This window comes from Microcoleus sp. CAWBG27 (genome assembly GCF_020883145.1).
Lineage (GTDB): Bacteria > Cyanobacteriota > Cyanobacteriia > Cyanobacteriales > Microcoleaceae > Microcoleus.
On the sequence record NZ_JAHREU010000032.1, the window covers coordinates 49,187 to 71,557 of the forward strand.

15 protein-coding genes are annotated in these 22,371 nt (G+C 43.2%); 9 read left to right on the plus strand and 6 right to left on the minus strand.

Annotated features, from left to right (window positions below; translation table 11 throughout):
- The first annotated feature begins 250 nt into the window (after positions 1-250).
- From QZ938_RS18370 to QZ938_RS18380, 3 genes are all read left to right on the plus strand, one after another.
- Positions 251-646, plus strand: a complete 396-nt coding sequence (locus QZ938_RS18370) for a tetratricopeptide repeat protein (protein ID WP_293348745.1) — start codon at positions 251-253, stop codon at positions 644-646.
- Between the two features lie 103 nt (positions 647-749).
- Positions 750-8,885: an FkbM family methyltransferase gene (locus QZ938_RS18375; RefSeq protein ID WP_293348748.1), complete on the plus strand. Its 8,136-nt coding sequence runs from the start codon at positions 750-752 to the stop codon at positions 8,883-8,885.
- Positions 8,886-8,920: 35 nt separating this feature from the next.
- Positions 8,921-9,715 carry a DUF1698 domain-containing protein gene (locus QZ938_RS18380; RefSeq protein WP_293348751.1) on the plus strand — a complete coding sequence of 265 codons (795 nt, stop codon included), beginning with the start codon at positions 8,921-8,923 and terminating at the stop codon, positions 9,713-9,715.
- Between the two features lie 38 nt (positions 9,716-9,753).
- Here the strand turns inward: QZ938_RS18380 and QZ938_RS18385 are convergent, their stop codons facing one another.
- The 5 genes from QZ938_RS18385 to QZ938_RS18405 all read right to left on the minus strand — a co-directional run bounded on the left by QZ938_RS18385 (position 9,754) and on the right by QZ938_RS18405 (position 15,622).
- Positions 9,754-10,923, minus strand: coding sequence for a glycosyltransferase family 4 protein (locus QZ938_RS18385; RefSeq protein WP_293348754.1), 1,170 nt, complete (start codon positions 10,921-10,923; stop codon positions 9,754-9,756).
- Positions 10,924-10,944: 21 nt separating this feature from the next.
- Complete coding sequence (locus QZ938_RS18390) at positions 10,945-13,188, minus strand: O-linked N-acetylglucosamine transferase, SPINDLY family protein (RefSeq protein ID WP_293348757.1); 2,244 nt, start codon at positions 13,186-13,188, stop codon at positions 10,945-10,947.
- A gap of 205 nt (positions 13,189-13,393) precedes the next feature.
- Entirely contained in the window at positions 13,394-13,930 is a 537-nt protein-coding gene (locus QZ938_RS18395; RefSeq protein ID WP_293348760.1) for a type IV pilin-like G/H family protein, read from the minus strand.
- A 108-nt stretch (positions 13,931-14,038) separates the two neighbouring features.
- Positions 14,039-15,364, minus strand: a complete 1,326-nt coding sequence (locus QZ938_RS18400; RefSeq protein WP_293348763.1) for a class I SAM-dependent methyltransferase — start codon at positions 15,362-15,364, stop codon at positions 14,039-14,041.
- Positions 15,365-15,427: 63 nt separating this feature from the next.
- Positions 15,428-15,622 (minus strand): hypothetical protein, encoded by a 195-nt coding sequence (locus tag QZ938_RS18405; RefSeq protein WP_293365611.1) that lies wholly within the window; start codon positions 15,620-15,622, stop codon positions 15,428-15,430.
- Positions 15,623-15,725: 103 nt separating this feature from the next.
- On the opposite strand from QZ938_RS18405, the gene QZ938_RS18410 reads away from it, so the two are divergent.
- The 4 genes from QZ938_RS18410 (at position 15,726) to QZ938_RS18425 (ending at position 20,093) form a co-directional block, all read left to right on the plus strand.
- Entirely contained in the window at positions 15,726-16,034 is a 309-nt protein-coding gene (locus QZ938_RS18410; RefSeq protein WP_293365613.1) for a hypothetical protein, read from the plus strand.
- 22 nt (positions 16,035-16,056) lie between these two features.
- Entirely contained in the window at positions 16,057-17,928 is a 1,872-nt protein-coding gene (locus QZ938_RS18415) for a tetratricopeptide repeat protein (RefSeq protein WP_293348772.1), read from the plus strand.
- A 238-nt stretch (positions 17,929-18,166) separates the two neighbouring features.
- Positions 18,167-18,784: a Uma2 family endonuclease gene (locus QZ938_RS18420; RefSeq protein WP_293148441.1), complete on the plus strand. Its 618-nt coding sequence runs from the start codon at positions 18,167-18,169 to the stop codon at positions 18,782-18,784.
- A 124-nt stretch (positions 18,785-18,908) separates the two neighbouring features.
- Positions 18,909-20,093, plus strand: coding sequence for an AI-2E family transporter (locus QZ938_RS18425; RefSeq protein ID WP_293348775.1), 1,185 nt, complete (start codon positions 18,909-18,911; stop codon positions 20,091-20,093).
- A 132-nt stretch (positions 20,094-20,225) separates the two neighbouring features.
- Here QZ938_RS18425 and QZ938_RS18430 read toward each other — a convergent pair whose 3' ends face one another.
- Positions 20,226-20,852 (minus strand): Uma2 family endonuclease, encoded by a 627-nt coding sequence (locus QZ938_RS18430; RefSeq protein WP_293348778.1) that lies wholly within the window; start codon positions 20,850-20,852, stop codon positions 20,226-20,228.
- A gap of 84 nt (positions 20,853-20,936) precedes the next feature.
- Here QZ938_RS18430 and QZ938_RS18435 point away from each other — a divergent pair, with 84 nt between their 5' ends.
- Together QZ938_RS18435 and QZ938_RS18440 are read left to right on the plus strand one after the other, a co-directional pair.
- On the plus strand, positions 20,937-21,119 hold the full coding sequence (locus tag QZ938_RS18435; RefSeq protein WP_293348781.1) for a hypothetical protein: 183 nt from the start codon (positions 20,937-20,939) through the stop codon (positions 21,117-21,119).
- Between the two features lie 16 nt (positions 21,120-21,135).
- On the plus strand, positions 21,136-22,311 hold the full coding sequence (locus QZ938_RS18440) for a homocysteine biosynthesis protein (protein ID WP_293148447.1): 1,176 nt from the start codon (positions 21,136-21,138) through the stop codon (positions 22,309-22,311).
- Positions 22,312-22,371 lie beyond the last annotated feature (60 nt).

A 22,371-nucleotide genomic window follows, 5' to 3' on the forward strand; every position in this document is an offset into this window, starting at 1 on the left:
TCTGGACTCGGTATTTGTGGTACTGCGTCCGGGCGCGTCTTTGTAAAATTATATGATAATGGTTATAATATCTGCCTGCTTCTGAACCAGACAATTGGTTGAATTTGCTTGACAATTATCAGTTTGTATGTATGAAGATTCAAGCAAAAAAATTAAATGGGGAGGGCGATCGTTTTGCGATCGAACTTGGGCAATCTAGAAATAGGTACCAGTGCGAGTGCCTGGAAAACAGCGACGCCAAGAGTTAGCCATGGAAAGCATACAGAAAAAATCTAGTGATAGTGTGGTTCGTAAGGGCGATCGAGTCAAGCAGATTTTTGCCTTTCTATCGATGGCTGGTTTTGCTGGTTCGACAATTTTTGGTATGGTAAGTCTGTTCAGCAGCGGTTTGAGCAGCCAGCACCAGCAAAAACCTGTAGCTGCTGCTGTTTCTCAGGAGTCTCTGCTGGCGGCGAAGGAACGCGGTTATATGGGGGTTTTGCAGCGGGAACCTCAGAATCAGACGGCTCTGGAGGGGTTGGCTAATGTGCGATTGGAGATGAAGGATGATGTGGGGGCGATCGAGCCTTTGGAGAAGTTGGTGAAGCTGCATGGCGATCGGGCTGATTATAAGGTATTGTTGGGGCAGGCGAAGGGGAAGAAGTAGGCGAGAACGGTAACTCATTGTGATTACAGTAGATTGATAACTTTTACACTAAATGGTTTTTCATAATTCAAATGGCTGACTTAGTTTCATAAAAGGATTGAATATGGGCATAGTACGCATGGGGCCGCCGACCGAAATTATATATAAACTAAAAGAAGTTTTCGCCCTAAATAATTTTATTGAAACAGGAACTTATCAAGGCGAGACAGCATATTGGGCAAGCCAAGTATTTGAACAAGTTTTTACAATTGAGTATTCTCAAGACATTTATCAAAAAGTTATAGAAAAATACGGTTATATCAAAAACATAGAGTTTCTGTACGGCGATACCAGAAACCTTCTTCAAAATACACTATCACAGCTTGAAAGCCCAAGTTTATTCTGGCTTGACGCTCATTGGAGCGGAGGGCTAACTTATGGGGAAAGCGACGAGTGTCCCTTGCTAGCAGAAATCGAAATAATCAACCGCTCCGACTGCGAACACTTTATTTTAATTGATGATGCCCGATTGTTTTTATCTCCTCCACCGCCGCCCCATTCACCTCAACAATGGCCGGATATTAGCAACATATTAAATTTATTAAATTCAGGAAAAAACAGCAGGCATATTGTAATTGTTGATGATGTTATTATTGCTGTTCCGGCGCGAGCCAAAGAACTAATTGTTCGGTATTGCCAAGATGCGATCGCAACTTTAGGCAATACAGCCAGCGGCAAACAGGAACAAAATCATCAAGTCGCTGGCGTGTCTGTTAAGAATCTTAATAACGGAGAGTCTATCAATAACTATGAATTGAAAATTATCGAAAATTTTATTGCTTCCGGTAATGTGGTTTTCGATGTTGGCGCAAATATAGGTAGCTGGACAAATCAAGTATTAAACATATGCCCCGACGTTCAAATCCATTTATTTGAGCCCGCACCGCCAATATATCAAACACTTATACAAAACCTGGCTGAACCGATTAAAAGCGGTCAACTCGTGTTAAACAACTTGGCAATAGCACACCAACCGGAAATCAGGGAATTTTATTATTACGAAAAATCTTCAGGGTGGAGTACATTTCACCGCAGATTTGAAATCGAAAAACAGTATAATATTCAGTCGCCTCAGCCATTTCAAGTTTTAACAGCTACCCTTGATGATTATGTCCAAACAAGGGGCATAAAGCGAATTAATTTCTTAAAAATTGATACAGAAGGGGGCGAACTAGAAGTTCTGCGCGGAGCAACTAACCTCTTGCAAAAAGGCAAAATAGATTATATTCAGTTTGAGTACGGCGGAACATTTGTCGATGCCAACATCACATTAAAACAAGTCTTCGAGCATTTACAAAAATTTCGTTACACCATCTTTAAAATACTGCCCGCTGCTTTACAAGCCTTACCCCAGTTTTCACCAGAATATGAGAATTACGAGTATAGTAACTTTTTAGCGGTGAACGAGAGGTTCACAGCTTTGATTTTTAGTGAAGCACCAAAACTGCTCGATTTGCAGCAGCTTTGCGTAAAACATTCTGTTGTACCGCGCGGCGTTATTCACATTGGGGCACACGAAGGTAAGGAAATTGCAACATACCAAACGATGGGGGTGGAAAGGGTACTATTTATTGAAGCCAACCCTGCTGTATTTGAACGTTTGCAAACGAATATAGCTGGTTTTCCTAACGTGCTAGCGGTGAATTGTGCAATTAGCAATATCAATGGCACAAGCACATTGTATGTAACTTCTATGGATCAAAGCAGTTCTCTCTTACCTTTGAAGGAGCATCAAAATATTTATCCAGAAATCAAGGAAGTTGAGCGTGTACTTGTGGAGTCGAGAACCCTGGATACGCTTTTAGAAGAACTTCAAATTAATCCGGCTGATTTTAATATCTTAAACATTGACATTCAAGGTGCAGAGCTGTTGGCTTTAGAGGGAGCAACCAATGTTCTAAAATACATAGAAGCAATAAACACAGAAGTTAATTATGAAGAATTGTATGAAGGCTGCGCTTTAATTGACGAAATCGATGAGTTTCTGGAGATATGTGGTTTCGATCGCACTGCAACTGCAACACCGTACCATCCATCTTGGGGCGATGCGTTTTATGTGAAAAAACCAGTAATTACAATCTCCACGCTGGGCAGAAACGGGCGGTTTGCCAATCAAATATTTCAGTATGCCTTTTTGAAAATATACGCAAAAGAACATAACTTGAGAGTCGAGACACCAGCCTGGATTGGCCAGTATCTGTTTGGATGCAACGATTCGCCCATATCTCAGCAGTTACCTGTAGTTAGCGAAGAAACTAATAACCTTTCAGAAGCTCGCATACCTCATGCAAAAGAAATATTCAAAAATGTGGATTTTTGGGGCTTCTTTCAGTACCGTACAAAGTATTATGCAGCGCACAAGGAGTATTTTCGGTCTTTGTTCAAACCTGTGCCGGCAATAGAAACTAAAATGAGAGAGGCATTGGATTGTTTGCGATCGCGCGGCAAAACAATCGTCGGCTTGCATTTGCGGCGGGGAGATTATGGCTACAGCGATTTCTTCATCGCACCGAGCGAATGGTACAGAGAATGGCTAAAAGGTTTGTGGGAAACTCTGGATGAACCCATACTATTTATTGCCAGCGATGAACCGGAAAAAGTTTTAAGTGATTTTGAGGAGTATAATCCGATTACGACTAAAGATTTAGGTGTGGAGTTACCGGAAGCAGAATTTTATCCTGATTTTTACTTGTTGAGCCAGTGCGATATTGTCGCCATTTCAAATAGCTCATTTTCCTTTGCAGCTTGTATGCTTAACGAAAAAGGCAAATTTTTCTTTCGGCCGCACTTGTTGGCGGAAAAATTAATACCATTTGACCCCTGGGATAGCGAACCGATGTTGCGAAATTATATGCCTATTCATTTTTTTACAATAGTCCTCAATGGTGAACCTTTCATCCGCTACCATATAGACGTTTTGCAGCAACTACCTTTTAAATGGCATTGGCATATTATTGAGGGCGTAGCTGAGCAAAAACACGATAGTGCTTGGATGCTTAGCTTGGGCGGAAAAATTACTGATGAACTTCATTGCCGGGGTCGAAGCAAAGATGGTACATCAGAATATATAGATGAAATAGCACGTATTTATCCCGAAAATATTACTGTTTATCGCAAGCCAGAAGATATTTTTTGGGATGGGAAGCGTGAAATGGTAAACGCACCGCTGGAAAATATTAAAGAAGAATGTTTGCTGTGGCAATTGGATGTAGATGAACTGTGGACAGCCGAGCAAATTTGTACTTCGCGGCAGATGTTTATCAATCATCCTGAAAAAACAGCAGCTTTCTATTGGTGCTGGTATTTTGTTGGAGAAAATCTGGTTATTAGCACTCGCAACTGTTATGCTCAGAATCCTCAACAAGATTGGTTGCGTACTTGGAGATTTAAACCCGGAGCAAGTTGGGCTTCTCACGAACCTCCAAGATTAGTTGAAGCATTGCCAAATAGTGAGTGTCGCGATGTTGCAGCAGTAAACCCTTTTCTGCATGAAGAAACTGAACAGCAGGGTTTGGTATTTCAACACTTTGCTTATGTGACGCTAGAACAATTGCGATTTAAACAAATATACTACGGTTATAAAAATGCAGTTGCTGAATGGATGGCACTGCAAGCTCAAACAGAATTCCCAGTGCGGTTGGGCAATTATTTTTCGTGGGTTCCAGATGAAACAATGGTTGATTCGGCAGAATCTTTAAGTATCGTACCAATAGCGCAACGAGAAAACGAGAAAAATACGTGGCATTTTGTGCAGCGAGAGAAGCCGGAAAGACAAATACCTAGCGTTGAAAAATTTATGCCAAGAGTTATTGTGGACGGCGTGTTTTTCCAGCTTTACAATACGGGAATTGCTCGCGTGTGGCGATCGCTCTTAGAAGAGTGGGTGCATCAGGATTTTGCCAAGCATATAATTGTACTCGATCGCGCTGGAACAGCACCAAAAATACCGGGTATTGCGTATTGTCCCGTGCCTGCTTACGACTACGACAATACGGACGGCGATCGCGCAATGCTACAGCAAGTTTGCGACGAACTGGAAGCTGACTTATTTATCTCAACTTACTACACAACCCCGCTATCAACACCTTCGGTCTTTATCGCCTATGACATGACTCCTGAAGTCTTTGAGACAAATCTCGATCGACCCATGTGGCGCGAGAAACATTACGGCATCCGCCACGCATCTGCATACATTACTATTTCCCACAATACAGCATCAGACTTATTAAAGTTTTTTCCAGATATTGCCCCAGAATTAGTAATAGTCGCTCATTGTGGAGTTGCCAAAAATTTATCGCCCGCTAGCCCAGAGGAGATAGAGAATTTTAAGATTAAATACAATGTCTCAAAGCCATATTTTATGATGGTAGGTGCGGCCGGCGGTCATAAAAATGCACCATTATTCTTACAGGCTTTCGCGCAACTGCCAAATCAACCAGAATTTGATATTGTCTGCACAGCTCACAGCGCTTTAACAAAAGATGAGTTTGAACCTTACAGTTCAGGGAGTATAGTGCATAAGCTTCCTCTCACCGATGAAGAGTTAAAAGCAGCTTTTTCAGGTGCTGTTGCGCTGGTTTATCCGTCTCAGTACGAAGGCTTTGGCTTGCCGATTTTAGAGGCAATGGCTTGCGGATGTCCAGTTATTACTTGTCCTAATGCTTCTATACCTGAAGTGGCGGGAGAGGCTGCTTTATATGTTAAGGATGATGATGTTGCGGCAATGGCGATCGCACTTATTAATATTCAAAAGCCGGAAGTGCGCGAAGCTTTGATAGCTGCCGGAATTGAGCAAGCGCAAAAGTTTTCGTGGTCAAAAATGGCAAAGACGGTTAGCTCAGTTTTAATCAAAGTGTTTCAGGAAAAAGAAAGTATGCCAATAGTACAGGAAAATTCAAAAAAAATATTACCAGAAAAAGACTATATTTCCCCAAATTTTGCTATTGTCAAACCCGACAAATACTTCCCCAATATGATTGTAGGAGATCCAAATCTCCAGCCTTGGCCATATCTGCGTCGAGAAATTCCGCACAACTGGTATGTAGACAAACGACACCCAACAGTTGGATTCCTCAGTCGAGATGAAGCTCATATTCTCTACAATACAGCCCTGAAGTTTAAAGGAAAAAAAGCTTTAGAAATTGGTTGTTGGTTAGGTTGGTCAGCTTGTCATTTAGCGTTAGCTGGAGTAGAGCTAGAGGTCGTCGATCCTCTTTTAGCGAGACCAGATTTTTATGAAAGTGTCAGTAATTCGCTGCAAGCAGCAGGAGCGCTTGAGTCAATTCATTTAGTAGCTGGTTACAGTCCCCAAGCCGTTGAGGAATTAGCAGCTCAATTGCAAACCAAGTGGTCGTTGATTTTTATTGACGGCAATCACGAAGCACCAGGCCCCCTTAATGACGCAATTATTTGCGAACAATTAGCAGCAGAAGATGCTTTGATTGTGTTTCACGATTTGGCTGCTCCTGATGTGGCCCAGGGTTTGGATTATTTGAAGCAAAAAGGATGGCACACATTGGTGTACCAAACTATGCAAATTATGGGTGTTGCTTGGCGGGGCAATGTAGAGCCAGTTAGGCATCAACCAGATCCCAAAGTTAACTGGGTTTTACCAGCACATTTACAAAGTTACACAATCAGCGGTATGTCAAACAATCAGTCTGTCGATCGAGAAGTCACAGTACGACAAGTGCATGAAATGATGCAACAAGCCTTTGCATTACTCAATAGCAACAAGCCGGTAGAAGCTATGCGACTAGCCGAACAAGCAGCCTCACTAGATATCAATGTTCCAGGAATGCACTACCTGCGGTCTGTTTGTTTGAACAATGTAGGACGGCACAGGGAAGCACTTGCAGCGGCTAAAGCCGAACTGGCGATCGATCCGACTCACGGCCAAGCACAAGAGCAAGTTGAAAGTTTAACTAAAGCTATATTGCGATCGCCAATAAAAATACCCACACAGCAACGCTCGTGGAACACAACACTTGCACGCGAAAATATGCTGTCAATTCAAAACGCCACTATGAACTATTCATATCGAGGCGTACCAATGCTTAAAAACCCCTTCGATTTTGCGGTGTACCCCCTGTTACTTTGGAACTTAAAACCACGCACAATTATTGAAATTGGGTCAAAAGATGGCGGCAGTGCTTTGTGGTTGGGAGATATGCTAAACAATTTTGGCCTAGACGGTCACGTTTATTCTATTGATATTGTCGAGGTTACTTCAGTCCAACATCCCCGCGTCACTTACATGGAAGGAAACGGACGAGCTTTACAGCAAATATTGACATCAGATTTTATCAACTCATTGCCGCGTCCCTTACTGGTAATAGAAGATGCCGACCACACCTACGAAACCAGCAAGCACGTCTTGGAGTTCTTCCATCCGTATCTTAAGCAGGAAGAATATATTGTGATTGAAGACGGAATTATTTCTGATTTAGTTCAAGATGCTTCATATAACATTGGCCCTCACAAGGCATTGAAAGAGTTCTTGTCCGAACACGAAGATGAATATGAAATTGATAGCAGTTATTGCGACTACTTCGGCTACAACATGACTTGGTGTACCAATGGTTTTTTAAAGAAAGTAAAAGAAGCATCATCCATAGGCAATCCATTTTTAAATAAACTGTTTAATTATGTTGAAGAGTATCAACCTGTGCCTCAAGTCTTCTCCTCTAATGATTTGAGCGGCGATCGCCAAAAATTTGCTGAGTTAATTGCCAAAGGCAAAGAGTGTTTTGTGAAGGGTGAGATAGAGACAGCGATCGCTACATTCACTCAGGCACTAGAAGTCCATCAAAGCTCTTTAATAGCCCACAACTACCTCACTTCGCTTTACTGGCAAGTGGGGGACGTCCAAAAAAGCTTGAAGCATCATATCCAGGCTCAATTTAGCAACATAGGTTTTGACAACACTCTCACTGACGAGTTTGAAGAAATACTCTCAGTTATCAGACCTTACACATTATTGAGTGAAGCCCGACTGTTCTCGCTATACTCCCTAGCAAGGCAAATATGTTTAGATGATATACCAGGTAACTTCGTTGAATGCGGCAGTTACAAAGGAGGGTCAGCAGCACTTTTAGCGGTCGTTATCAAGCGATACAGTTTACGCCCGCGACTCGTCTATGCTTTTGACACTTTTGAAGGGATGCCAGAACCCACTGAAGCTGATAAACATAACGGAATTCCTGCTAATTTAACAGATTGGGGTGCTGGGACTCTCAAAGCTCCACTTACTGACAATTTAGATGTCATTTGTCAATCCTTGGATGTCGCAGATATTGTCATAGCTGTTAAGGGGTTATTTGCTCAGACATTACCCGAATCTAAATCCGCAATAGGCAGTATAGCTTTACTGCACGCTGATGGCGATTGGTATGAATCCACAATGGATATATTCAACAACTTTTACGATCGTGTTGTTCCCAACGGTTTTATCCAGATAGACGATTACGGTCACTGGGAGGGTTGTAAAAAAGCAATCCATGAATTTGAAAGGCGTTGCGGTCAATCATTTGCTCTTCGGGTTATCGACTATACTGGTGTATGGTTTCAAAAAGAAGATTCTGTTCATCAAAACTGCAATCACTGGCGCACTTTTTGGTATTTAGCGGAAGCTTCCGAGAAAATGGGCAATATAGAATTAGCCCAAAAAGCAGCGAAAGCCGTTTTGAAAATTGTGCCAAAGCTGGTCAAGGCTGAGAATCTATTGAATCGCGATCGTTCACAGTTAAAGTTGGTTGTCTCACCAAAAGTTTCACTGTCACCGGAATTGGATGACTTTCTCAATAACTTAAGACTCAGAGAGATTAATATAATTCTGTTTCCTGATTGGCAGCAACCTGAAGAGTCCCTCTGTCTTCAGCTAGAAGGTGTAATTACCACTTTATTTGCTCGCAAAGATCCCAGTAAAATAACTGCACTTCTCGACACAAGCAATATCTCTGAGGAAGATGCAAATCTAGTTTTGTCATCTGTTATAATGAGTATTCTTATGGAACAAGATTTAGATGAGACGGATGTTCCAGAAGTTTCCTTACTGGGAAATCTGAGTGAAATGCAGTGGAAAGCTTTACTACCCTGCATCCACTATCGGGTAGTATTAGAGAACGAAAATCAACAGGCAGTTGCACAAGCTGGTGCAGCAAGTCTCCCCTGTTTGAAGGCAGCTAATCTTAGCATTTGATAAATTTCACTCAACATACAAAAGGCGGGTAAGTCATGGATGAAGCTCAAATTATTCAACAACTAGAAAAGCACAAGTTCTATCACATAATTAAATTAACTGAAAATCTCTCAACATCAGGAAATGAAGTCGCAGTACCTATTCAGGATGTGCCTCTGAGAGCTTTAAGAACACTGGATATTAAGGACAAGCGAGTTCTTGATATCGGCTGTCGAGATGGTCTGTTTTGCTTTGAGGCAGAAAAGCTGGGTGCAAAGGAAGTCATTGGCATTGATAATGACTTATCGATGGGGGCGATTGAGTTATTAATTCCTTTTTTCAATTCAAAAGTCAAGATGTATCAATTAAACCTCCTTGACCTAAAACCCGAGACGTTTGGAATGTTTGATGTGATCTTATTTCCCGGTGTTCTGTATCATCTCAGATACCCATTCTGGTCCCTCAAGTTGATTAAGGACGTATTGCATGAAGGAGGCAAAATAATTATAGAAACAGCAGTGTATATGGATGACAACCAAAAGGCTATCTTGTTTTGTCCTATAGGTTCTGAGAGTCCATACGAGCCTACGAGTTGTACATTCTTTAATTTGAAAGGACTCATGGACACGCTCTTGAGTCTGGATTTGGTTGTGGAAGATATTGAACTCTTGCACAACAACGATTTACTATCATTAGCACCAGAAGGAATTACTTATTCAATAACTGAGCCGATCGAGCATTGGATCGATCGCGCCACTTTTATTTGTAGCAAGCAACCATCGATGGAGCAGCCCAGAGTTATTGATTATTGGAACAGCACACACGATGTTCATACCATTCAAAAGCTATAGTTAGGTGAGGTCTCAACTCAACCCTGAATTCCCCATTCTTACTGATTGATTTTTGGGTTTTGAAGTGCTAGTTCGTACAAAACGGATTCTAATCTATCCATTGTGCGGGTGCGGCTGAGTTCCGATAATGCTCGTTCCTGTCCCTTCCGAGTCATGGCTTCCCATTCAGCAGGATTCATAGGCAGGGAAGATAAATTATCAGCAAGATCCAAAGGATTCTCTGACTCAAAGATTAGCCCTGTTTCACTATGCTGTATTGCTTCCGGTGAGCCTCCCCTATCGCTAGTAACAATCGTCAACCCAGCAACCATAGCTTCGATTAAACCTATGCTGAAAGGTTCTTCAAAGCGAGAAGGCAACACCCAAATATTATGTGTTTTGTATAGCTGTTTGAGTTCCTGTCGGGATAGCAGTCCAGCAAAGTGAATCTTTTCTTGTAAGCCCTCTGATTCGACAAATTCTTGAAGTGCTTCAACAAAGCTAGGGGTTAGAGAGCCGCCTGCAATGGTTGCAGTAAAGTCAACACCTGCATTGTGCAGCAAGTAAAGAGCTTCAATCAAAACATCTGGGCCTTTATAGTGCATTACTAAACTGGCATAGACAATGCGGAGCCGATCGCGCGGTGGAAGTTCAGCTTGGTAAAATTCCTCAACCTCTGCACCTGGGTAAATTGTCTGAGCTGTTTCTGTAGGGTAGCCTTGTTGCTGTAGATTATCCCGAATCCAATTGCTAACAGTGATGTATCGATACAATGAACTCTGGGGAGCCAGATCGTGGCTATATCCGGGTTGTGAATTCATCACATAATGAGCAACTGGTATCTCAGCAGCAAGTATCTGTTCTAAAATTTCTGAGCCTAAAAAATCTGTATTTCCTGCTAGGCAGACATCAGGTTTAAAGGAATTCAACTCTTGCTCTAAAGTCTTGTAATTGCGTACCGCAATTGATGCAACGTGAGCAGGATAAAAAGGTTGCGCTCCTCGCTCTGTCCAAGTGCCCCACAGCGATAAACAGCGCCGCACTGTACTCGGATCGGAATCAGCTTTTTGGTAGCCCGTCGGCAAGTATTCTGTGTTACTCGTGAGTACGAGAACTGTGTGACCGCGTTCCTGTAAAAGTCTGGCATAATCTGCGATCGCCCTTTCGTATCCTCCAACAACTTGAGGCGGGTAGAGATTTGAAATAACTAAAATTTTGAGCTTGTCCAATTGCTAACCCTCTAGAATCCATCAACCACCTTCAACATATCTCAGCCACATTTGCTCGTAAGCTTTCTCCATCTCCCGAGTAAACTGTTTAGCATTCCACAGGGGAGATGTTTTCTTGGACTCTTTCAAGCGCCAGGATATTTGCTGTCGCAATTCAGAATCTTTACCTAAGCGAATCCCCCATTCTACATATTCTTCATCCGTCCAAGCAATTCCTTCTGTCACCCCTACATTCATCATCATTGCATAACTATTGCGGCTCGCGAATTGCTCGCCCACTCGCGTCACCATAGGAATGCCCATCCAAAGAGTTTCTAAAGTCGTTGTCGCTCCGTTATAAGGATAGGTATCGAGCACTACGTCAGCGATCGCTAAATTAGCGCGGTGCTGAGTTTCTGTTTGAACAATTGGCAGAAACCGGAGACGATCGCTCTCCACCCCCTCTGATTCTGCCATTTCTGTAAAGAATTTTTTTACTGATTCTTCATCAGCGTAACCCTTAATTAAAAAATAGCTATTTGGCACAGCTTTCACAATCTGCATTTGCAGTCTAGCTGTCTGTGGGTTGTATTTGTATCCGCGTTGAAAACTGACATAGATGACCGCATCGCTTGGAATATCCAACTGATCGCGCCGCACAGTCGGCACATCCAACTCAAAACCATCCACTGCTATATAAGTCTGTGGCAAACGCCAGATTTTTTCCACATAATAATCCTGTGCCGATTCCGGTAAAACATAAGGATCGGCAATAAAATAGTCAATATTCGGTATCCCTGGTGCGTCCCAACCCAGCCAACTTACTTGTATGGGTGCTGGTTTAATCGTTGCAATCTCGCAGCTAGTATTCAGCGTCAAACTGTCTAGTTCGACTAAAATATCAATCTCATCTTCGTAAATTTTCTCGGCGGATTCTGGCCCGAACAGTTCTAAATGCCTAACTTCCGAAGCTTTGCTCATATACCATTGCGCCAAAGGATCGGGATTTGTGATTGTAGGGTCAGAACCTAAGAAATAAACATAGATTTCAAACCGATCGCGATCGTGGTGTTCCAAAAGCCATCGAGCCAGCCAGCCTACCGAATGGCGACGAAAGCAATAGGATAAGTATCCAATTTTCAACCGTTTTTTAGGAGCTTCAACCTTCACAAGAGATGAGTTGCGCTGGCGGCACTTTTCCACTATGTCCTTAGCATAATTTTCGATATTTAATTGACAAATTGCTGCTATTTGATGACGAAATTCTCTGTTTTCCTGTGCTCTATCCTGAAGGTAAGGGAAAAAAAACAGCGTACTAAACAAACGAACCGTAGAACTTGAATTTAAATCGCTTGGCTTCTCTTCAATTACAGATGCCAGCAAAGATTTCAACACCTGAAACTCTGAATAAGCCTCTTCCCAATATCCTCCTGCGCTCATCATGCCACGCATTATCAAGTGCTGGGCATAAGCTTTATCTGCAAATTTATCCATAACGGAATAACAGAGTTTAGCTTTTTCTATGCCCTGGGAATATTCTTCAATATCTTGATAAAAAGAAGATAAAGTACGCAGTAATTCTCGATGCTGAGGCTCTAACCGCAAACCGAGTTCTGTGAAACTTACTGCTAGCTTAAATTTATGACCTAAATAAGCAATTCTATAAACAAATTCAATTAATGTATTAATAAAAAGTGTCTGTTCTCGAACATAGCCCAGACAAACTTCTGTAAATTCCAAGGTTGAAGGCGCAAAAGGAGCGTAATCCAACATACACTTCCACGATTGCATCAATAGCTCGTGGTTGACTTCTGGGGGAGGCTCTGACTTGAGGATTTCGATCGCTCCTAGAGCATGGGGTTCTTCTCCTGTATACGTCTCCAGCAGCATGGACAGCGCCATCAAATGTAATATATTATTAAGGTTATGAGGCTCAACTTCCCGCAAATGCTGGCGGATTGTCCAAGCCATAGCATAGTCTTTCCGCTGCAACCGCTGACAATCTGCTTCAGCTTCCAACACCTGCGCTAATTCTTCTGTACACAGCTCTATTTCTTCTGCTTCCCCCTCAGCCATTCCCAGCAACCAAGTTGTCTGAGCTTCTGCCTCTTCCCCCTGCAAAAGTAACAGTAAACCCAAGTGCCAGTAGTGGGACTTAACATTCGGTTGCTCTTCTATGGCTTGTTCGTAAAGCAGCGCAGCCTCACTATAATTTCCCTTTAACCAAATCTTCTTGGTTTGATCCTGCAAATCTGAAGTGACAGCTAATAAATTTTCCGCAATCATAAGCTACATATCTAAAGCAATATCTCTTTTTTAGCCAACATTCCGTCAACCATTCAATCAGCCACTTGGCATTAGCGTTGCCAATTAAAAAACTACAAAAGCTAGCTTACATCGTAACTTATAGTACATTAAGGCGGGCAGCACACAATACGCTACCCGCTCCTTACATCATTTGCCAAATAATCGGCTGGTTGCACTCTGGAAATTACTTGGTCACTAATGTTTGAGTGCCAGCAACGCACTGAGTAGCGTTCCCTGCTGGGACAATAGCAGCAGGGATTGCTAGAGCAGCAGTTATCTGTTCGCAAAGGATAGAACTTGTGCCTTGTCCCTCACCCGCTGGAATGAAAAACACAGCACCCGCATATCCCTTAAGCGAAGAACCTTGTGGCGTTGCAGCAGATGTAACTCCTCCGTTAGGACCATCAGTAGTAGTTGGACTCACTTCATATTTATAGTTATTGGTTAGGGTTTTGATACCAAGACCTAAAGCAGGAACTTCTGTTGCGAACTTGGTATTTTCTGCAAAAAATGCTTGCTGACCCTTGGTAATTGCACTAGTGTTCTGCTTGGCTTCCGACTGCTTAGCTTTGTTAGCTTGGTTGAGGAAGGAAGGCAAAGCGATCGCAGAAAGAATACCGATGATGATGATAACGACCAACAGTTCAATCAGCGTAAAACCCTTATCTTGTCTTCTCTGCTGGAGGTGTTGCAGAAACTTGGCTTTAAATTCAGTCTTCATTAGTTGATTCTCCTAGAGGCGTGGGGTGCTTGATTTCTAACTCCTGAGAGTAACTTACCCACTTCTGAGAGCTTTCATATCACTTCCCGCAAATTTTTTTGAGGTTTCTCAAGTTTTACGCTCCAAAAGCACGTACAGACAAGTTTCCAGCCTCTCCAGCAGTTGCTTGACCTCTTCAAAGGCTGTCTCCTCAGTCACAGCTTCCAGCGTCGCAGGATGCACGGGTCGGAGCTGGAGCCACCGCTTTACCAAAGAGATCGCAGGCTGTACCCCATCCCACAAAGGTAGCAGGCAAGAGGCCATTACACTCTCGATCGCAATTGGACTCGTTGTTGGCAATGGGATGTAACGGCTAATCTCAAAAGGAGTTTGCGCCGCAATGCTGCTGAGCAAGTCTTCTCGGGCTTGGGGACTCGCCAACTGAGGATGCAGGTATACCCGTGCTGCTTGCCAGTCATTTGGAGTCCATTCGGAAACAGGCACAAAAGACTGAGTTTGATCGGGATGACTACACCAGAAGTCAAGCAGGCGATGGGTTGGATGCAATAGAGTAAATAAATGGAGTCGATCTTCCAAAGACGTTTCTGGCAAGCTCATCCCCAGAAACGCAGGTAAATCGTGGGGATTTTTGAACAGATTCAGCAATTCCCACTGCTGCCAATTCACCATGCTAATCAGCTCTAAATTTGCTGATTTCAATGTTGAAAACATTTCAGGAACAGTACAGCCTTTATCCCCGAGTAGTAAGTAATTGGCCAAAATCCATTCTTGACTGTTGCCACGTTCTGAATTCCAGCTTATGTTCTTGAGCATGACTTCATCTTTTAAAGCCGTCATAATTTCCCGGACTAATTCAATCTCAAAATCTCCTGGACTTCCATCCATTAAACCCATTAGCTTAAAAACTCCCTGAGCGCGATGGACGAGATTTCTGCCCGTTGAACTGTGTAAATTGGTACGGATAATTCCGTCTGGTTTTAGCACAGACTTCATTGCCACCAGACCCTTGACTGCATCTGGCAAGAGATAAAGAACTTCATCTGTATTTATATAATCAAACTCTAACCCTAAACTCGGCAATTCTTCAATTGAGAGAACGTGAAATTCTGTATTTTCAAAGCCGTAATATTGCAACCGCTGGCGGGCTAGTTTAATCGATTTTTCGGAAAGATCAACTCCAACTATTTTAGCTCCTGGATTAGCTTCTGCTAAAATCAAAGATTTGTATCCGCTACCACAGCCTGCATCTAAAATTATCTTGCCTTGTGTTTCTATAATATTTTGATTTTTTAAATAGTAAGGTGTTAGCAAGTTGTGAAGGTAGAGCAATTCATAATCTTTTTTAGGAGATTGTTCTAAGGGAACTTTTGGATAAGGAGCATTATCAAATAGTTGACGAATGTTATTTATTAAATCTAATTCTTGGGTATCCATTCTGAATCGCTCCTGATGCTGCTAAATTGTGCTGCGCTAATTGCTCTGTTACAATACCGAAACTTATCTTACCCTACGATCGCAAAAAACGATCGCCCCCGCCCAGCCGCCACAGATACTTGCCATAATAGTCTGAAACCCGATCGCCAAACCAACCACCCCCTCCATGAACACCAACATCAGCCCCATTCTGAAAGTATTCACCTTCTCCGCCGCCCTTTCCCTAGCCATCAAGTACGCAGGGCCCAGCTTATCCATAGCCTCAACCGACTTCAACGCCCTGATCGCAGTGTTTACCCCCAGTATCATCCTAGCTGCGATCCTCGGCTGGCGGGCATGGCAACAGCAGCCGAGGTAGGAGTTGAGCAGCCGCACAAAACACCAAAAGCCCCACAATACCCAACAATACAGGACAGACGATCGCATGGATCTAACCACCTTAAATCTCAAACCCTTAAATTTACTGATTTTTCCCGATTGGAACCAACCAGAAGAATCACTTTATTTAGAGTTAGAAGAAATGATGAGGAATCTGATCGCTCATCCCGATCGCGATTTCCTCACTATTTTAATAGATGCCAGCGAAACTTTAGCAAAATCCCAATTAGATGCCAACCTAATTTTGTCGGCGATAGTAATGAATTTATTCATGGAAAAATTTATATACTAGCTGCGAACCGGAAATTATTTTATTGGAAAACCTCAGTCAAAGTCAGTGGTTGGATATTTTGCCACAGATTCAATATCGAATTAAGTTAAAGGCAGAAAATCACCAAGCAATAGCCGACTCAGGAACCGAAAAAATCCCTGTATTGGAACTGAAACAACTTAGCGAAATCACCATTGACTCCCAAGCATTAGCAGCGTTGAGACAATTTGGCAGCCAACTCTACCGTCAAGGAAGATACGAAGCAGCGAGCAATTACTATCAAAGGTTTTTGGCATCCCAGACAGGAGATATAGAACTGTATTCTAACTTGAGCGAGTGTTTGAGGAATCTCAACAGAATCGAAGAGGCGATCGCAATTCTCGAACAAGGCATCCGCCATTACCCAACATCCGGACAACTGCACTTTGAAATAATCAAAATTTGCCAGCAAAACGGACGCACTCAGCAAGCTATATCAAGTGCAGAAAGAGCAACCCAAATACTGCCCGATGAATATGTTTTTAAACTTTTAAGACACTTAACACTGCCAATTGTTTACGATACGCCCGATGAAATACATTTTTACAGGGAAAGATATGTCCGAGAATTAGAGATATTAATTCAGCAAACATCCCTAAACAACCCCCAAGAAAAAATTAATGCTTTGCGGGGTTTTGGTAGTTTCACTAATTTTTACCTGGCCTATCAAGCTCACAATGTTGTTGAAGATCAGTCAAAATATGCCAATTTAGTCCATCAAGTTATGGCCGCCAACTATCCCCAGTGGGTGCAACCGCGAGCGATGCCTCCATTGTTGGAAAATGGCAAAATTAGAGTCGGTTATATTTCTAGTTTTTTGCATTCTTACAGCGGCACTTTGTGGATGACTGGCTGGTTGCGTTATGCCAACACAAAACAATTTGAAATTTACTGTTACTACACGGGTAACGATCCAGATCTAGTTACAGAACAATTTCGCGAATACAGCACAGAATTTCGCCACATTCCTCACAACTTAGAAGCTGTATGCCAACAAATTATTGATGACAAATTGCACATTCTTGTCTTCCCAGAAATTGGCATGGATGCACCAACTATCCAGATAGCAGCTTTGCGCCTTGCACCGATACAATGTACGGCGTGGGGACATCCTGTCACCTCTGGTTTGCCCACAATTGACTATTTTATTTCCAGCGAATTGATGGAACCGGAAAATGCACAATCGCATTACTCAGAAACCTTAGTTAAGTTGCCTAATATTGGGGTTTCCTACCCAAAACCACTCGTGGGAGAATTAAACAATAGTCGCTTGGATTTTGACCTCCGAGAAGATGCAATAATTTACTTTTGCTGCCAAGCTCCTTTCAAATACTTACCGCAATATGATTTTATTTTAGCAGAAATTGCCCGCCACGTTCCGCAAGCGCAGTTTATTTTTCCGCGCGGTGAACTGCTTCGAGAACGCTTAAAGCGTGCTTTTGCTGCTGTTAATCTCGACAGCGAAGATTACTGTCTTTTCCGAGCGATTGCAACTCGACAAGAGTATATAGCCATGAACTTTCTTGCCGATGTTTTCTTGGATACTTTCACTTGGTCGGGGGGAAATACGTCTTTGGAGGCGATCGCCTGCAATTTACCCATAGTAACTTGTCCGGGAGAATTTATGCGGGGACTTCATGCAGATAGCTTTCTCAAAATGCTGGGAGTGACAGATACGATCGCACAAAACGAAGCAGCATATATTGAAATTGCTGTCAAGTTAGGTAAAGATTCACAGTGGCGGCGAGATATTGCCGAACGGATGAGTCAGCGACAAGATAATCTGTTTGACGATCGAGTTTGCGTGACTGCTTTAGAAGCTTTTTATCAAGAAGTTGTTCGAGAAAGACTTAAACAGTTGACAGTTGATAGTTGACATTTGACAGTTGAAAGCGAGGTTTTTCGGATGGGATTTATATCAAGTCCGATCGAATGATGACAATAAAATTAGTTTGTAGTGAGGACTTTAGTCCTGATTCTATGAAGGACTAAAGTCCTCACTACGAACCTTAGATCCGAAACCCTCGAAAATCGCCCTGGGACTTCGTCCGGGGCACCCTACAAGTCATATAATATAGGTTAGGGCGATCGCAACCATACTTGAGGCACTCACCATGATTCAAACCATAACAGAATTAGTGACATTCGATGAATTCATTGACTGGTATCCTGAGAATTCAGGATGTCACTATGAACTACACAATGGAGAAATTGTTGAAATGCCAAAAGCAACAGGCAAACATTCTAAACTTACAGGTTTTCTCATCGCCGATCTCAACTTTGAAATCAGACGGCTACAACTACCCTACTTCATCCCGAAAGAATCCGTCATCAAACCGATGCGCGAGGAATCTGGGTATGAACCAGATATTATTGTACTCAACGAAGAAACCATTGGAAACGAGCCACGATGGGAGAAATCATCAATTATTACAATGGGTTCATCAGTCCCCCTAATCGTAGAAGTAACTAGCACTAATTGGGAGGATGATTATGCTCGCAAATTAGAGGCTTACGAATCAATGGGAATCCACGAATATTGGATTGTAGACTATCTAGGATTGGGCGGGAGACGGTTTATCGGCAATCCCAAGCAACCAACTTTTTCGGTTTACCAACTAATAGATGGGGAATACCAAGTTAAACTGTTTAGAGGGGCTGAGGTGATTGAGTCCCCAACTTTCCCAGAATTGAATCTGACAGCGCAGCAGGTGTTCGGTAAAGGGAATTGAAGAGGCTGGGTTGTAGGAGTATATTGTAAAGAGGCGATCGCATTTAAGCTATCTTGTAGAGACGCGATTGCAAAAGCGTCTAAAGCAAGGTCGGCAATTCCCCGTTATAATATCTAAAAATCGCATGAAGCTAGGACAATGGATCGGCTTATTAGCCCTCATCGCATCTTGTTACATCCTCTGGCAAATCAGGCAAGCCCTACTGCTGCTGTTTGCCGCCATCGTCTTAGCCACGGCGTTAAACAAACTAGCACGCTACTTACAAAAAAAATTGAGACTCAAAAGGTCGATCGCCGTACTGTGCTCAATTAGCTTCTTATTCCTCGTCTTCGTAGGCTTGTTCCTAATAATTGTACCACCCTTCGCCCTCCAATTCCAACAACTTACTCAAAGAGCTCCTCAAGGAATAGCAAGATTAAATGATTGGGTAGATCAAATCGAAACTCGCTTCTCGGGACAACTAGGCCAGCGCCTGCCAAATCTTGATGTTAACGACATTATGCGGCAACTGCAACCTTTATTCAACCAACTCGTTGGCGGTGCAGGAGCATTTGTCGGCAATACATTAGGCGTTATCCTGAGTTTTTTGCTGGTCTTAGTTTTGACCTTGATGACCTTAGCAGATCCCCTCTCTTACCGCAAAGCATTTATACAACTATTTCCCTCTTTTTATCGGCGACGAATCGAGGGTATTTTAGATGAATGTGAAATAGCTTTAGGTCGATGGGTGATTGGTGCATTAATTAGCATGAGTGTGATTGCTTTTTTGAGCTTAATTGGTTTGTCAGTTTTGCAAGTTCCCCTACCGTTAGCTCATGCTGTAGTAGCAGGATTTCTGAACTTAATTCCGAATATTGGCCCTACGATCAGCGTCATTCCGCCAATGACGATCGCACTTTTAGACTCTCCCTTAAAATCAGGTTTAGTTCTCATCCTTTACTTCCTAATTCAACAGTTTGAAAGCAACATCCTCACGCCCTACGTCATGGCACAGCAAGTATCGCTGCTGCCAGCAGTAACATTAATAGCTCAAGTATTCTTCGCCACCTTTTTTGGATTTTTAGGCTTATTGCTAGCCCTCCCCCTCACAGTTGTCGCTCAAGTTTGGATTAGGGAAGCGCTAATTAAAGACATTCTCAACCAGTGGAATGCTAATCCTCAAAGGTTGGCCGCAATTGATTCCGCTATCCACGAAGAATATGAATCTATAGGAGTCACACAAAGCCGATCGGAAAAGTTACCCGAACACAAACCAGACATCTCCGATGATGCAGACAATGACGCAAATGACGTTCCTGGAAATCAGTAATTCAGGTTTGTACTCATCCCAAATCTGGCTTAAATAGCAGTTTATTTTTGAGTCCGCGAAGGCGGACTTTGTTTTTATAGAAGCGATTTCAATCGCCGACTCTTATAAATTTCTATCTTGTATTCTACCACTCTAAACCGCATCTTGTCCGGCGCTAAAAATTTGTTGCACAGTCAAATTGAAATCTGGAAATGTTGGCGAAACAATCCTATCGCTTCCCCGAAACTGACTAACTTGATACTCACCATCAACCAAATGGTGAACAAAAAAAGTAGGTTGTTTCGGATTGCCAATATAGCGTCTGCCACCAAGTCCCAAATAGTCAGCAATCCAGTATTCAGAAATGCCCAAAGCTTCGCAATCAACCAACTTGTAGCCGTAATCATCCCGCCAATTGGTACTAACAACTTCGACAATTAGCCGGACAGAACTACCCATTGTAATGATCGATTCCTTTTTCCATCTCGGTTCGCTGTTCGTCCCTTGTCTGTCCAAAACGATCGCATCCGGTTCGTAACCAGATAACTCGTTATCAGCTTTGACGACGCATTCCTTGGGAACGAAGTAGGGCAACATCAGCCTTTCGATTTCAATCCCTAACTTCAGGCAGATGAACCCAGCTACTTCTGAATGTTCTCCGGTTGCTTTAGGCCTCTCAACAATCGCTCCATTATGCAGTTCGTAACGTTTTTCCGAATTTTCAGGATACCAGTTTATAAATTCATCGAACGTGACTGGTTTTAATATCGCTTGAGTCATGGCGCTCGCTCTCTATTTGATTTATGATATTATTTTTATATCCGTTATAACTCAAATCTTGCATCATTATCAAGAACAGGCAAGATGCCTGTTCCACAAGTAGTGATTTTTTTTGTGGAACAGGCATCTTGCCTGTGCATAAAAGGCTTGTTGAGAATGGTGCAATATCTCAGTTATAATAAATTTATTTTATCTCAAACTATCGCCCGATCGCCAAAACTGCATTGGCGCGATCGACATTCCATCCAACTAAAATCTAAAAACTAAAATCTAAAATAGTCTTATGAGATCGATCGACGAAATCAACGATAAAATCAGCCAAGGCAAAGCCACAGTCTGGACAATCGAAGAACTCAAAACCAGAGTCAGAGAAACCAGCATTACCCAAGCCGCCAAAGAAGTCGATGTCATCACCACCGGCACCTTCGAGCCCATGGAATCCTCCGGCGCCATCATCAACCTCGGCCATACCGACCCCCCGATCAAAATCCGGCAGTGCTGGCTGGACGGCGTTTTAGCCTACTCCGGCTTCGGCGCCGTAGATTTGTACCTCGGAGCCACCCAAGTAACCGAAGATGGCGAAGAATCGCGGGAACGGGGCGGCGGACACGTCATCGAAGACTTGATTGCCGGCAAACCCGTGCAGTTGCGGGCTTTAGGGCAAGTAACAGACTGCTATCCCCGCGCCTCCTTTGAAACCACGATTACCCGCGATACCATCAACCAGTTTTATTTATTCAATCCCCGGAACGCCTATCAAAACTTTATTGTAGGAGTCAACGGGGGCGATCGGCCACTGTTCACCTACCTCGGCCCCCTGCAACCGAACCTCGGTAACGCCGTCTATTCGAGCCTAGGAGCCATGTCACCCCTGCTCAACGACCCCCACCTCCAACTCATCGGCATCGGCACCAGAATCTTTTTAGGAGGCGCTCAGGGCTACATCACCTGGGAAGGAACCCAACACTTCCCGCTGCAAAAACGGCAGCCCAACGGCACTCCGATCGGCCCAGCCGCCACCCTGGCACTCATCGGCGACGCCAAACAGATGAACTCGAAATGGGTGCGAGGCTGCTACTTCAAAAACTACGGCCCATCCTTGATGCTGGGAGTCGGCATCCCCTTCCCCGTCTTAAACGAAACAGTCGTCGCCCACTGCGCCGTATCAGACAAAAAAATAGTAGCGCCGGTGGTAGATTTCTCTATCCCCCGGCGCGTTCGTCCCACATTCGGTTTAGTCAGTTACGCTCAATTAAAAACCGGTCGCATTCTCATTGAGGGAAAACCGGTGCGGGCCGCCCCGCTGGCGAGTATGTTTCTCTCGCGGCAAGTAGCATTGGAATTGAAGCAGCAAATTGAAGCTGGTCAATTTACTCTCACGGCGCCAGTTGCTCCCCTACCAGCCGATCGAGTATTTCTCCCACAAGATTTGTGGGGAGCCCAAGTCAGGCTGGAATAGACAATTCGTAGACTAAAGTCATGGATTATAACTTGAATGAACCACGAGAGGATATTCAAA

Bases quoted from the DNA above. Each gene is read 5' to 3' on its own strand.
- QZ938_RS18440 (WP_293148447.1), top strand. From the start codon at position 21,136: ATGAGATCGATCGACGAAATCAACGATAAAATCAGCCAAGGCAAAGCC.
- QZ938_RS18405 (WP_293365611.1), bottom strand. From the start codon at position 15,622: ATGGATAAGCTGGGCCCTGCGTACTTGATGGCTAGGGAAAGGGCGGCG.
- QZ938_RS18420 (WP_293148441.1), top strand. From the start codon at position 18,167: ATGATTCAAACCATAACAGAATTAGTGACATTCGATGAATTCATTGAC.
- QZ938_RS18430 (WP_293348778.1), bottom strand. From the start codon at position 20,852: ATGACTCAAGCGATATTAAAACCAGTCACGTTCGATGAATTTATAAAC.
- QZ938_RS18380 (WP_293348751.1), top strand. From the start codon at position 8,921: ATGGATGAAGCTCAAATTATTCAACAACTAGAAAAGCACAAGTTCTAT.
- QZ938_RS18395 (WP_293348760.1), bottom strand. From the start codon at position 13,930: ATGAAGACTGAATTTAAAGCCAAGTTTCTGCAACACCTCCAGCAGAGA.
- QZ938_RS18400 (WP_293348763.1), bottom strand. From the start codon at position 15,364: ATGGATACCCAAGAATTAGATTTAATAAATAACATTCGTCAACTATTT.
- QZ938_RS18370 (WP_293348745.1), top strand. From the start codon at position 251: ATGGAAAGCATACAGAAAAAATCTAGTGATAGTGTGGTTCGTAAGGGC.
- QZ938_RS18375 (WP_293348748.1), top strand. From the start codon at position 750: ATGGGCATAGTACGCATGGGGCCGCCGACCGAAATTATATATAAACTA.
- QZ938_RS18425 (WP_293348775.1), top strand. From the start codon at position 18,909: ATGAAGCTAGGACAATGGATCGGCTTATTAGCCCTCATCGCATCTTGT.
- QZ938_RS18390 (WP_293348757.1), bottom strand. From the start codon at position 13,188: ATGATTGCGGAAAATTTATTAGCTGTCACTTCAGATTTGCAGGATCAA.
- QZ938_RS18435 (WP_293348781.1), top strand. From the start codon at position 20,937: ATGCCTGTTCCACAAGTAGTGATTTTTTTTGTGGAACAGGCATCTTGC.